The 12,166-nt window shown below is 62.6% G+C and carries 12 protein-coding genes; 11 read left to right on the top strand and 1 reads right to left on the bottom strand.

What is annotated here, in order from left to right; all coding sequences use genetic code 11:
* Nucleotides 1-44: 44 nt before the first annotated feature.
* The 3 genes from NKI15_RS06360 to trmB all read left to right on the top strand — a co-directional run bounded on the left by NKI15_RS06360 (nt 45) and on the right by trmB (nt 2,793).
* On the top strand, nt 45-464 hold the full coding sequence (locus NKI15_RS06360) for a helix-turn-helix domain-containing protein (RefSeq protein ID WP_023669550.1): 420 nt from the start codon (nt 45-47) through the stop codon (nt 462-464).
* 222 nt (nt 465-686) lie between these two features.
* Entirely contained in the window at nt 687-1,952 is a 1,266-nt protein-coding gene (metK, locus tag NKI15_RS06355; protein ID WP_023669551.1) for a methionine adenosyltransferase, read from the top strand.
* Nucleotides 1,953-2,091: 139 nt separating this feature from the next.
* Nucleotides 2,092-2,793 carry a tRNA (guanine(46)-N(7))-methyltransferase TrmB gene (trmB, locus tag NKI15_RS06350; RefSeq protein WP_023688742.1) on the top strand — a complete coding sequence of 234 codons (702 nt, stop codon included), beginning with the start codon at nt 2,092-2,094 and terminating at the stop codon, nt 2,791-2,793.
* Between the two features lie 42 nt (nt 2,794-2,835).
* Here trmB and NKI15_RS06345 read toward each other — a convergent pair whose 3' ends face one another.
* Nucleotides 2,836-3,000, bottom strand: a complete 165-nt coding sequence (locus NKI15_RS06345) for a hypothetical protein (protein ID WP_023669553.1) — start codon at nt 2,998-3,000, stop codon at nt 2,836-2,838.
* 335 nt (nt 3,001-3,335) lie between these two features.
* Here NKI15_RS06345 and rimP point away from each other — a divergent pair, with 335 nt between their 5' ends.
* The 8 genes from rimP to rpsO all read left to right on the top strand — a co-directional run bounded on the left by rimP (nt 3,336) and on the right by rpsO (nt 12,034).
* The gene (gene rimP / locus NKI15_RS06340) at nt 3,336-3,980 is read left to right on the top strand and encodes a ribosome maturation factor RimP (RefSeq protein WP_023669554.1); all 645 of its coding nucleotides are present in this window, start codon (nt 3,336-3,338) and stop codon (nt 3,978-3,980) included.
* Between the two features lie 47 nt (nt 3,981-4,027).
* Complete coding sequence (gene nusA / locus NKI15_RS06335) at nt 4,028-5,623, top strand: transcription termination factor NusA (RefSeq protein ID WP_023669555.1); 1,596 nt, start codon at nt 4,028-4,030, stop codon at nt 5,621-5,623.
* A 38-nt stretch (nt 5,624-5,661) separates the two neighbouring features.
* Nucleotides 5,662-6,312: an RNA-binding protein gene (locus tag NKI15_RS06330; RefSeq protein ID WP_023669556.1), complete on the top strand. Its 651-nt coding sequence runs from the start codon at nt 5,662-5,664 to the stop codon at nt 6,310-6,312.
* Nucleotides 6,309-8,873: a translation initiation factor IF-2 gene (gene infB, locus NKI15_RS06325; RefSeq protein ID WP_023669557.1), complete on the top strand. Its 2,565-nt coding sequence runs from the start codon at nt 6,309-6,311 to the stop codon at nt 8,871-8,873. The genes NKI15_RS06330 and infB overlap by 4 nt, the downstream gene beginning before the upstream one ends.
* A gap of 161 nt (nt 8,874-9,034) precedes the next feature.
* Nucleotides 9,035-9,454 carry a 30S ribosome-binding factor RbfA gene (rbfA, locus tag NKI15_RS06320; RefSeq protein WP_023669558.1) on the top strand — a complete coding sequence of 140 codons (420 nt, stop codon included), beginning with the start codon at nt 9,035-9,037 and terminating at the stop codon, nt 9,452-9,454.
* A complete protein-coding gene (truB, locus tag NKI15_RS06315) occupies nt 9,454-10,425 on the top strand; it encodes a tRNA pseudouridine(55) synthase TruB (protein WP_023746681.1) in 972 nt (323 codons plus the stop codon). Before rbfA ends, truB begins: the two co-directional genes overlap by 1 nt.
* A 44-nt stretch (nt 10,426-10,469) precedes the next feature.
* On the top strand, nt 10,470-11,564 hold the full coding sequence (gene corA / locus NKI15_RS06310) for a magnesium/cobalt transporter CorA (protein ID WP_023682006.1): 1,095 nt from the start codon (nt 10,470-10,472) through the stop codon (nt 11,562-11,564).
* A gap of 95 nt (nt 11,565-11,659) precedes the next feature.
* Nucleotides 11,660-12,034: a 30S ribosomal protein S15 gene (gene rpsO, locus NKI15_RS06305; protein ID WP_280790898.1), complete on the top strand. Its 375-nt coding sequence runs from the start codon at nt 11,660-11,662 to the stop codon at nt 12,032-12,034.
* The last annotated feature ends 132 nt before the right edge of the window (nt 12,035-12,166 follow it).

The raw sequence follows: 12,166 nt of genomic DNA, 5'->3' as shown, positions 1-12,166 counted from the left end.
GGCGAGAAAAATAGAAAAGGCCGGAAAAATTCGGCGAGGAAAAAATGACAGAAGAAAACAAGAAGAAACCGAATCCGATCGACATCCATGTCGGAAGTCGCGTCCGCCTTCGGCGCAATATGCTTGGAATGAGCCAGGAAAAGCTTGGTGAAAATCTCGGTATTACGTTTCAGCAGATCCAAAAATATGAAAAAGGAACGAACCGCGTCGGCGCCAGCCGTCTGCAGGCAATAGCCTCGATACTCAGCGTGCCTGTCGCCTTCTTTTTCGAGGATGCGCCAGGGCAGGAGCCGGTGGGTAATAGAGGATTTGCCGAGGACACTTCGATGGCTTTCGCCGTCGAATTCTGCGGCAGTCCGGAAGGGCTTCAGCTCAACCGCGCGTTCGTCAAGATCGCGGATGTGAAGGTGCGCCGCCGGATTATCGACCTTGTGAAGTCCCTTTCTGCCGAAGATGCCGAGTGATTCGGTGGGTCGATTGACCCATTGGCCCCAGTAATCCCCCGGGCCCGAGTAGCCCAGAGGCTCGACTGCCGGCGGCGCCAAGCCGCCGGTGGTACAAGATATATTGCTGCGGCACTCATGCCAGAACCGCGGCACCGCTTGACGAGCGGCGCCCGGCACCGTTAACACGTGGCGCGCCAAAATCGGCAGCCCTGCCGATCTTTTTTTCAAGAGGGGACACCCGTGACGCGGCAGAACTACTTCTTCACCTCGGAATCCGTGGCCGAGGGTCATCCCGATAAAGTCTGTGACCGCATCTCGGACGAGATCGTCGATCTGGTCTATCGCGAGGCCAAGAAGACCGGCATGGACCCGTGGAAAGTCCGCGTCGCCTGCGAGACGCTCGCAACCACCAACCGCGTCGTCATCGCCGGCGAAGTAAGGGTTCCCGATACTCTGCTGAAGCGGGACAAAGCCGGCAACATCCTCAAGGACGCCGCCGGGCATTCGGTCGTCAACCCGGCCAAGTTCAAGTCGGTCGCCCGCAAGGCGATCCGCGAAATCGGCTACGAGCAGGCCGGCTTCCACTGGAAGACGGCAAAGATCGAGGTTCTGCTGCACGGCCAGTCGCCCGACATCGGCCAGGGAGTCGACAACGCCGCCGACCGCCAGGGCGAAGAGGGTGCCGGCGACCAGGGCATCATGTTCGGCTATGCCTGCCGCGAGACCCCGGACCTGATGCCGGCGCCGATCTATTACAGCCACAAGATTCTCGAACTGCTCGCCGCTGCCCGTCACGAAAACAACGGCGAAGCCGGCAAGCTCGGACCCGACGCCAAGAGCCAGGTCACCGTTCGCTATGTCGATGGCAAAGCCGCCGAAGCGACGCAGATCGTGCTGTCGACGCAGCATCTCGACGCGACCTGGGATTCCAAGAAGGTCCGCAAGGTCGTTGAGCCTTACATCCGTGAGGCGCTCGGCGACCTCAAGATCGCCGACGATTGCATGTGGTACATCAACCCGACGGGCAAGTTCGTCATCGGTGGACCGGACGGCGACGCCGGCCTGACCGGCCGCAAGATCATCGTCGACACCTACGGTGGTGCTGCCCCGCACGGCGGCGGCGCCTTCTCCGGCAAGGACACCACCAAGGTCGACCGCTCCGCCGCCTATGCGGCGCGCTATCTCGCCAAAAATGTAGTGGCGGCCAAGCTCGCCGACCGCTGCACCATCCAGCTGTCCTACGCCATCGGCGTTGCCCAGCCGCTGTCGGTCTATGTCGACCTGCACGGCACCGGCAAGGTCGACGAGGCCAAGCTCGAGGAAGCGCTGCGCACGGTGATGGATTTGTCGCCATCCGGCATCCGCAGGCATCTCGACCTCAACAAGCCGATCTACGCAAAGACCTCGTCCTACGGCCATTTCGGCCGCAAGGCCGGCCGAGACGGGTCCTTCTCCTGGGAAAAGACCGATCTGGCCAAGGCGCTCAAGGACGCGATCGCTGCTTAGGCATGATTCGAAAAAGTGGGTACCGGTTTTTTGGAAAAGATCGTGCTCCAACAAAGGATTAGATTGAGATGAGATTTCAGCCAAATCTCATCTCAATCCCAAATCTCATCTCAATCTAAGCGCGGCGCGCGACCAGGCCATGGATCCACAGGACAGGCGGAGCCGCGCGACCGAAGGGTTCTTCGGCCGCCGGCACGGCAAGACCATTCGCCCGCAGCAGGCGGCGGCGCTGGAAAGCGGTCTTGGGGCCTATGGCCTCGACCTCTCCGTCCAGGCGCCGGCAGAATTGCGCGCGCTATTCTCAGCGGATGTTTCAACGGTTCGGCTGGAAATCGGCTTCGGCGGCGGTGAGCATCTGCTGCACCGTGCCACGGAGGCACCGGCGACCGGCTTCATCGGTGTCGAGCCGTTCGTCAACGGCATGGCCAAGCTGATGATGGCGGTGCGGGAAAAGCCGCTTGCCAATCTTCGCGTTTATGATGACGACGCCACGCGCCTGCTCGATTGGTTGCCGCAGGCGTCGCTCGACGGCATCGATCTGCTCTACCCCGATCCCTGGCCGAAGAAAAAGCACTGGAAGCGGCGTTTCGTCAGCCCGCTCAACCTCGATCGGTTCGCGCGCGTGCTGAAGCCGGGCGGAAAATTCCGCTTCGCATCCGACATCGACACCTATGTGAACTGGACCTTGTTGCACTGTCGGGCGCATGGCGCGCTCCTCTGGCAGGCGCAAGGTGGGGCCGACTGGCATCGGCCCTATGAAGGCTGGCCGGGCACACGCTACGAGGCGAAAGCCATTCGCGAGGGCCGACGGCCGGCCTATCTCACCTTCATCAGAAAATAGTTCGATGCGGGAAAGTGTCCCGCATCAACAGCCGGTCTGGCTTCAGAAACGGCCGATCTTGCCGAAAGCGGTCGGGTCCATGCCGAGCCGGCGCAGATCGTTGGCGCGCGGCTTGCGGCCGGCTTCGACGGCCCGCGAGGCGGCAACGGCGCTGCCGAACAGGGCAAAGGCGTCGCCTATGGCGGAAAACACGGTACGGTTGCTCATTGTCTTGACCTTTCGCGCGCCACCGCGCGCTCATCTTTGATTTGTGCAGTGCAACATAGATAGGGATGTGAAATCCGGGATCACAGGGCCGTTACCGCATAGCCGGCATGCGCCGCGCGCAATCCTGCCAGCCGTCCCCGGCTGCACTCTGCCCGGCCCGTCAACAGACTTGAAACACCGGCCGGGATCGTCTATATCAGCCTCAAATTCTTGGTCGGTATGACGAAGAGTGGGTCCACCCGGTCCCGCTCTTTTTTATTACCTGCCGGTCAGCCATCAGCAAAGAGATGGTTCGGGACGACGATCATCCTGATCCAGAGAACGACAGGAACCGCATGACTGCAACGGCAAGCGAAGCCGACGACCGCATCATCCGCGAAAGCGGTATCGATGCGCGCATCGCGCTGATCGTTCAGCCGGTGTTGCGAGGCATTGGCTTCCGCCTCGTGCGGGTGCATCTGTCGGGCCAGAACGGCCTGACGCTGCAGATCATGGCCGAACGCGAGGACGGCACCATGACCGTCGAGGATTGCGAAGAGGTCAGCCGCGCTGTGTCGCCGGCGCTCGACGTCGATGACCCGATCGAGAAGGCCTATCATCTCGAAGTGTCGTCGCCGGGCATCGACCGGCCGCTGGTACGCAAGTCGGATTTCGTCACCTGGACCGGCCATCTGGTGAAGATGGAAACCTCGGTGCCGGTCGCCGACCGCAAGCGCTTCAAGGGCAAGATCGCCGAAGCCGGCGAAGACGACATGCTGCTCGAGCGCGACAAGGCCGCCTACGGCGAAGAGCCGACGGTTCGCATTCCTTATGACGCGATCGCCGATGTGCGGCTGATCCTCACCGACGACCTTATTCGCGATGCCCTTTCGAAGGACAACCGGGAACGCAAGGAAGCCAAGAAACGCCGCGGCGAAGCTGATGATGCACCCGAAGGTGCTGAAGGCGGCGCGGAAGACGAAATCGAACAGGAACTATGATGAGCGGCCGGGCCTAAAAGCTCGGCAACAAGCTCGGGAGAAATAAGATGGTTGTAAGCGCCAACAGACTTGAACTGCTGCAGATCGCCGACGCGGTGGCGCGTGAAAAGTCGATCGACAAGTCGATCGTCATTGCCGCCATGGCTGATGCGATCCAGAAGGCCGCGCGCTCGCGCTACGGCCAGGAAACCAACATCCGCGCCGACATCAACGCCAACACCGGCGAGATGAAGCTGCAGCGGCTGATGGAAGTGGTCGAGAAGGTCGACGACTACGCCACCCAGATCGCCATTTCCTCGGCCCGCGAGCGCAATCCGGACGCCCAGCTTGGCGACTTCATCGCCGAACAGCTGCCGCCAATGGATTTCGGCCGCATCGCCGCCCAGTCAGCCAAGCAGGTCATCGTGCAGAAAGTGCGCGAGGCCGAGCGCGACCGCCAGTATGACGAATACAAGGACCGCATCGGCGAGATCGTCAACGGCACCGTCAAGCGCGTCGAATATGGCAACGTCATCGTCGATCTCGGCCGTGGCGAGGCGATTATCCGCCGCGACGAGCTGATCCCGCGCGAAAACTACAAGTACGGCGACCGCGTCCGCGCCTATGTCTACGACGTGCGCCGCGAACAGCGCGGCCCGCAGATATTCCTGTCGCGCACCCATCCGCAGTTCATGGCCAAGCTCTTCACCATGGAAGTGCCGGAAATCTATGACGGCATCATCGAGATCAAGTCGGTCGCCCGCGACCCAGGCTCGCGCGCTAAGATCGCCGTCATTTCGCGTGACTCGTCGATCGATCCGGTCGGCGCCTGCGTCGGTATGCGCGGCAGCCGCGTCCAGGCCGTGGTCGGCGAATTGCAGGGCGAAAAGATCGACATCATTCCGTGGTCGCCTTCGGCCGCCTCCTTCATCGTCAACGCGCTGCAGCCGGCGGAAGTCGCCAAGGTGGTGCTCGACGAGGATGCCGAGCGCATCGAAGTGGTGGTTCCCGACGACCAGTTGTCGCTGGCCATCGGCCGTCGCGGCCAGAACGTGCGTCTTGCCTCGCAGCTCACCGGCTGGGACATCGACATCCTGACCGAGGCCGAGGAGTCTGAGCGCCGCCAGAAGGAATTCGTCGAACGCTCGTCGCTGTTCATGGAAGCCCTTGATGTCGACGAGATGGTCGGCCAGGTGTTGGCCTCCGAAGGCTTCACCAGCGTCGAGGAAGTTGCCTACGTCGATTCGGGCGAGATCGCCTCGATCGACGGTTTCGACGAAGACACCGCTTCGGAGATCCAGACCCGCGCCCGCGAATATCTGGAGAAGATCGAAGCCGAGCATGACGACAAGCGCAAGGCGCTGGGCGTCACCGACGAACTGCGCGAGATCCCTGGCGTCACCACCGCCATGATGGTGACGCTCGGCGAGGATGGCGTGAAGACGATCGAGGATTTCGCCGGCTATGCCGCCGACGACCTGACCGGCTGGAAGGAACGCAAGGACGGCGAGACCAAGGTATTCCCGGGTGTGCTCGCCAATCACGGCGTGTCGCGCGCCGACGCCGAGCAGATGGTTCTGGCAGCCCGCCTCAAGGCCGGCTGGATCACCGAAGACGAGCTTGCAGCCGAACAGGTCCCGGCTGACGAAGCCGTTGGTGCGTGAGGTGAAACCGCATCGCACACAACCCGCCCCAGGACGAGATGAACGATCGCACCTGCATCGTCACGCGCAAGCAAGCCGAGCCGGATGAGCTGATCCGTTTCGTCGTCGGCCCGGATTCGGCCGTCGTTCCTGACCTGAAGAGAAATCTGCCCGGCCGTGGTTGTTGGGTGAGCGCCGACCGCCTACATATCGACAAGGCGGCGGCGAAGAACTTGTTTGCCCGCGCCTTCAAGGCGCAGGTCGTCGTGCCGCCCGATCTCGGCGGCATGGTCGACGGACTGCTTGCACGATCCGCTTTGGGTATGCTTGGCCTTGCCCGCAAGGCTGGCTCGATCGCACTCGGCGCAACCAAGGTCGAGAGCGCGGTGCGCTCGGGGTTGGCGCTTTTCGTGCTCCACGCGACCGAGGCATCCGACGATGGCGTGCGCAAGATCAGTCAGGCGCGGCGGGCAACTGTCCACCTCGGCGGGCCGGCAGTCCTTGCCTACAAACTTTTCTCCGAGGCCGAGTTGAGCTTGGCATTGGGGGGTACAAATGTGATACATGCTGCCGTTCTCGCGGGAGACGCGGGCAAGGCGGTTGAGAGGCGCATGGTTGCGCTCGACCGATATCGGGGCGGAACCCCCGACGATCTGGCAATGCTTGCGGCCGTTGCTGACGAAGATGATGCTGCAGAGGATATGGAATGAGCGATACGAAATCGGGCGACGACAAGACGTTGAGTGTTACACCGAAGAAGACCTTGACGCTGAAGCGCCCCGGTACCGAGCAGAGCGTCGTGCGACAGAATTTCTCGCATGGCCGCACCAAGCAGGTCCAGGTCGAGATCAAGAAGCGCAAATTCTCCATGCCCGGCGACAAGCCGGAGCCGGTGGCTGCACCCGTATTTACGCCCAAGCCCGCGGTAGTGGCAGCCCCCGTCGTGCAGGAAGCGCCCAAGGCGCCGCCTCCGCCGCCGCCGGCCGAACGCGGCGGCATGGTGCTGAACGAACTGTCGCGCAATGAAATGGAAGCGCGCCGCAGGGCGCTCGAAGGCTCCAAGGTTCGCGACGTCGAGGACCGCCAACGCGCCATCGAAGAGGCCAAGCGCCGCAACGAGGATGAGGAACGCCGCAAGCGCGAGCGCGAGGAATCCGCGCGCCGTCAGGCCGAGGAAGAAGCCCGCCTGCAGACCGAGGCCGAGTCCCGCCGCCGCGCCGAGGAAGAAGCGCGCCGCCGCGCGCCGCAGGCTGCCGAGCTTGTGGCATCGGACGACGAGGAAGAGGTCAAGCCGAAGCGCACCGCCGCCGGCGCCCCGGTACGCCGTCCGGTTACGCCCGAAGTGGCGCGCCCGGCCAAGCCGACCAAGGCCGAGGAAGACCGTCGTCGCGGCAAACTGACCCTCAACACGGCGCTTTCCGACGAGGACGCGCGCGCCCGCTCGCTGTCGTCGATGCGTCGCCGCCAGGAAAAATTCAAGCGCGCGATGCATAATGAGCCGCGCGAGAAGGTTATGCGCGAAGTGATCCTGCCTGAAACCATCACCATCCAGGAACTGGCGCAGCGCATGTCCGAGCGCGCTGTCGATGTGGTCAAGTACTTCATGAAGCAGGGCCAGATCCTGAAGCCGGGCGACATCATCGACGCCGACACGGCCGAGCTGGTCGCCACCGAATTCGGCCACACGGTCCGCCGCGTCGCCGAGTCCGACATCGAGGAAGGCCTGTTCAACATTGCCGACAATGCCGAGGACCTGGTGTCGCGGCCGCCTGTCGTGACCATCATGGGCCATGTCGACCACGGCAAGACCTCGCTGCTCGACGCCATCCGCAATGCCAATGTCGTCTCCGGCGAAGCCGGCGGCATCACCCAGCATATCGGCGCCTACCAGGTCGAGAAGAACGGTCAGAAGATCACCTTCATCGACACGCCCGGTCACGCCGCCTTCACGGCGATGCGCGCCCGCGGCGCTCAGGCGACCGACATCGCCATCCTGGTGGTGGCGGCCGACGACAGCGTCATGCCGCAGACCATCGAATCGATCAGCCATGCCAAGGCGGCCGGCGTTCCGATCATCGTGGCGATCAACAAGATCGACAAGCATGATGCCGATCCGCAGAAGGTGCGGTCGGAACTGCTGCGCCATGAGGTGTTCGTCGAATCGATGGGCGGTGAAGTGCTGGACGTCGAAGTGTCGGCGACCAAGGGCACCAACCTCGACAAGCTGTTGGAAGCGATCCTGCTGCAGGCCGAAATCCTCGACCTCAAGGCCAATCCGGACCGTACCGCCGAGGGCGTGGTCATCGAAGCCCAGCTCGACAAGGGCCGTGGCCCCGTCGCCACCGTACTGGTGCAGACCGGCACTTTGATGCCGGGCGACATCCTCGTCGCCGGCAATGAGTGGGGCCGGGTGCGCGCTCTGGTCAACGACCGTGGCGAGCAGATCAAGGAGGCGCCGCCGGCTATGCCGGTCGAGGTGCTCGGCCTGCAGGGCACGCCGCAAGCCGGCGACCGCTTCGCTGTCGTCAACAACGAGGCCCGCGCCCGCGAGATCACCGAATATCGCCAGCGTCTGGCGCGCGAGAAGGCAGTGGCTCGCCATGCCGGCCAGCGCGGCTCGCTCGAACAGATGATGTCGCAGCTGCAGACGAGCGGGTTGAAGGAATTCCCGCTGGTCATCAAGGGCGACGTGCAGGGTTCGATCGAGGCGATCAACGCCGCTCTCGACAAGCTTGGCACCGACGAGGTGCGTGCGCGCATCGTTCATGCCGGCGCCGGCGCCATCACCGAAAGCGACGTGTCGCTGGCGGAGACCTCGGGGGCCGCGATCATCGGCTTCAACGTCCGTGCCAACGTGCAGGCACGTGCGGCCGCGGCGGCCGCGGGCATCGAAATCCGCTACTACTCGATCATCTACAACCTTGTCGATGATGTGAAGGCAGCACTTTCCGGCTTGCTGTCGCCGGAACGCCGCGAGACCTTCATCGGCAATGCCGAGATCCTCGAGATCTTCGACATCACCAAGGTCGGCAAGATCGCCGGCTGCCGTGTCACCGAAGGCAAGGTCGAGCGTGGAGCGGGCGTGCGCCTGATCCGCGACAACGTCGTCATCCATGAAGGCACGCTGAAGACCCTCAAGCGCTTCAAGGACGAAGTCGCGGAAGTTCCGGGCGGCCAGGAGTGCGGCATGGCCTTCCAGAACTACGAGGACATGCGCGTTGGCGACATCATCGAGTGCTTCCGCGTCGAGATGGTGACCCGGACGCTCTGAGTTCGTATACTGTCGATACGACCGGGCGGTGGTCGAAAGACTGCCGCCCTAACTTTAATGCCTGTCGCCCAAAAGTGCGGGATAAACGATATGCATAGAAACAAGTATGAGACATGCGGCACGGTCCCATCCCGCGCCTCACGCTTTCCGGATTGAGAAAAATGCCCCGTCCAACCGCCTCCAGCCCATCCCAGCGCATGCTTCGCGTCGCCGAACAGGTGCGCCATGCGCTGTCGGAAACCTTGCAGCGCGGCGAGATTATCGACCCGCTGATCGAGAACACCGTGGTTTCGGTCTCGGAAGTGCGCATGTCGACTGATCTGAGGGTCGCAACGGCCTTCGTTTCGCCGCTCGGCGCCAAGGACACGGGTGCGGTCATCGACGCGCTCAACAAGCATGCGAAGTTCGTCCGTGGCCGCGTCTCCGGCGCGCTCCGCCAGATGAAGTTCATGCCGGAGTTCCGCTTCAAGCTCGATACGTCCTTCGACAATTTCGCCAGGATCAACGATTTGCTGAAATCGCCCGAAGTCGCGCGAGACTTGGGTGCCGATGGCGAAGACAACGACAAGGACGAGAAATAGTGGGGCGCCGCGGCAAGAAGAAGGGACGGCCGATCTCCGGCTGGGTGGTGCTGGACAAGCCGGTTGGCATGGGTTCGACCGAAGCCGTCTCCAAGATCAAATGGCTTTTCCAGGCAGAAAAGGCCGGCCATGCCGGCACGCTCGACCCGCTGGCCTCTGGCATGCTGCCGATCGCGCTCGGCGAGGCAACCAAGACCGTGCCTTATGTGCAGGACGGCGCCAAAATCTACCGGTTCACCGTCGCCTGGGGCGAGGAGCGTTCGACCGACGATCTCGAAGGCCCGGTGACGCAAAGTTCCGACCGCCGTCCGGCGGAAAACGATGTCAGGGCGCTGCTGCCGAACTACACCGGCGTCATCATGCAGACACCGCCGCAATTCTCGGCCATCAAGATATCAGGCGAACGCGCCTACGATCTCGCCCGTGGGGGCGAGACAGTCGACATCCCCGCGCGCGAGATCGAGATCGGCCGTCTGGACATCGTCGAGCACGCTGCCGACCACACTTCGTTCGAGGTCGAATGCGGCAAAGGCACCTATGTGCGCTCGCTGGCCCGCGACATGGGCCGCGACCTCGGCTGCTTCGGCCACATCGCCGAATTGCGCAGGGTCGAGGTCGAGCCGTTCACCCAGGAGGATTTCGTCACCGTCGCCGAACTGGAAGCCGCCCGTTTCGGCGAACAGCGCGAAGCTGACAAAGAGGGCGACGCCGATGTTTCCGACGCGCCGATCGACTTTGGCGCCATCGATGCGCTGCTTGTCGACACGGCCGCCGCGCTCGACTGCCTGCCCCAGATCGCCATCAGCGACGAAGCGGCGACCAAGATCCGCCTTGGCAATCCCGTCATCATCCGCGGCCGCGACGCGCCCGTGGAAGCCGAGGAAGCCTGCGCCACCGCGCGCGGCAAGCTTGTCGCCATCGGCGCCATCGAGCAAGGCATGTTCAAGCCGAAGCGGGTCTTTGTCGGCTGACCACTCTCGTCTAGTCTTACGTCGACGTCACATCCGAGGGGCACATGGCAAAGGCTGAGGCGGTGAAGAAGCGGGCGCCAGTGACAACGCGCCGGCCGCCGGTTGGCGCCTCGCCCGGCACGCTGATCGCCGATCCGGCGGCGCGACGGTCCGAGCTGCGGCTGACGCTGATTTCGCCTGAAAAATTCAAGACCATCAACGATGCCAGCATCGACGATCTCAACACCCATTGCGACAACTGGCCGGTCGTCTGGTTGGACTGCACCGGTCTCGCCAACATCCAGCTGATCGAGGAGATCGGCCGGATCTTCAACCTGCATCCACTGGCTCTGGAAGATGTCGTCAACACCGGCCAGCGGCCGAAGGTCGACTTCTTCGAGGACCACGCCTTCGTCGTCATGCGCATGATCGACGACGTCAAGGTGCATCGCTATGAGCAGATCGCGGTGTTCTTCGGCAAGAAATTCGTCGTCACCTTCCAGGAGCGCGAAGGCGATCCGTTCGACCCCGTGCGCAAGCGCATCGCCGCAGCGTTGCCCAACCGCTTGCGGATGCGCGGCGCCGACTATCTGGCCTATGCGCTCATCGATTCCATCGTCGACAGCTATTTCCCGCCGATTGAGGCCGCTAGCGAGGAGGTCGATGGCATCGAGGACGAGATGCTCAACACGCCTCACAAGCATCAGATGCGCCAGCTGCACGAATTGCGGCGCGACGCCAATGTGCTCAAGGGCGTGCTGTGGCCGATGCGCGACGCGCTGGCGACGCTGATCCGCAACGACGTGCCCTATGTGAAGCCGGAGACGAAAATCTTCTTCAATGACACGCTCGACCACGCATTGCGGCTGATCGAGCTGGTCGAGAACCAGCGTGATATGCTGACCGGCTTGATCGAAATGCATTTGTCGCTGAGCCAGGCGCGCACCAACGATGTGATCTCTTATCTCACCATCGTCTCGGTGATTTTCATGCCGCTAACCTTCCTGGTCGGTATCTGGGGGATGAATTTCGATCCCGAGAGCTCGCCGTGGAACATGCCGGAACTGAAAGCCTACTATGGCTACCCGGCTTCGCTGCTGTTCATGCTGGCCGTTGCTGTCGGGCTGATCGTCTTCTTCAAAAGCAAGAAGTGGCTGTAAGCTTCAGGTGTCAGGGGAATCCTGGATTCCCGAGCAAAGGGCTGCGACAAGCCGGCTTTATGAATGGGCTGGTGTTTTCCGGGGAATTGCCCTATATGCGCCGCAGCATCGCGCCATGTCGCTTTGCTTGCACCGGCCCCTGCTGGACGACATCCCGGCTAAGGGCGACCCGTTTCCTCAAACAGATAAGGAAAAACACGATGTCGATTACTGCCGAGCGCAAACAGGAATTGATGGGTGAATTCGCAACCGCCAAGGGCGATACCGGGTCTCCGGAAGTCCAGGTGGCCATCCTTTCCGAGCGCATCAAGAACCTGACCGACCACTTCAAGGACCACAAGAAGGATAACCATTCCCGCCGTGGTCTGCTCGCTCTCGTCTCCCAGCGCCGCAGCCTGCTTGATTATCTCAAGCGCAAGGATGACGCGCGCTATCAGACGTTGATCGAGAAGCTCGGTCTGCGCCGTTGACGAATTGACCGGCGGGCTTTCGAAGGAGAGCCCGCCGGTCGCGCATTCTGCCAGTCGCATCGATTGGCCAGACCCGGTTTCGAGCGTGCAGAGGCCACTCGAAACCGCCCATGGACGGTCATGGGGCAGGAT

This window comes from Mesorhizobium sp. M0862, assembly GCF_040319795.1.
In the GTDB taxonomy this organism is placed as follows: Bacteria; Pseudomonadota; Alphaproteobacteria; order Rhizobiales; family Rhizobiaceae; genus Mesorhizobium.
This window is presented reverse-complemented; position numbering and strand designations above follow the sequence as displayed.

What these genes read in the sequence shown, in the direction of transcription:
- NKI15_RS06330 (WP_023669556.1), top strand. Translation starts at nt 5,662, where the DNA reads ATGAACGATCGCACCTGCATCGTCACGCGCAAGCAAGCCGAGCCGGAT.
- rimP (WP_023669554.1), top strand. Translation starts at nt 3,336, where the DNA reads ATGACTGCAACGGCAAGCGAAGCCGACGACCGCATCATCCGCGAAAGC.
- nusA (WP_023669555.1), top strand. Translation starts at nt 4,028, where the DNA reads ATGGTTGTAAGCGCCAACAGACTTGAACTGCTGCAGATCGCCGACGCG.
- NKI15_RS06345 (WP_023669553.1), bottom strand. Translation starts at nt 3,000, where the DNA reads ATGAGCAACCGTACCGTGTTTTCCGCCATAGGCGACGCCTTTGCCCTG.
- rbfA (WP_023669558.1), top strand. Translation starts at nt 9,035, where the DNA reads ATGCCCCGTCCAACCGCCTCCAGCCCATCCCAGCGCATGCTTCGCGTC.
- rpsO (WP_280790898.1), top strand. Translation starts at nt 11,660, where the DNA reads ATGCGCCGCAGCATCGCGCCATGTCGCTTTGCTTGCACCGGCCCCTGC.
- NKI15_RS06360 (WP_023669550.1), top strand. Translation starts at nt 45, where the DNA reads ATGACAGAAGAAAACAAGAAGAAACCGAATCCGATCGACATCCATGTC.
- trmB (WP_023688742.1), top strand. Translation starts at nt 2,092, where the DNA reads ATGGATCCACAGGACAGGCGGAGCCGCGCGACCGAAGGGTTCTTCGGC.
- infB (WP_023669557.1), top strand. Translation starts at nt 6,309, where the DNA reads ATGAGCGATACGAAATCGGGCGACGACAAGACGTTGAGTGTTACACCG.
- corA (WP_023682006.1), top strand. Translation starts at nt 10,470, where the DNA reads ATGGCAAAGGCTGAGGCGGTGAAGAAGCGGGCGCCAGTGACAACGCGC.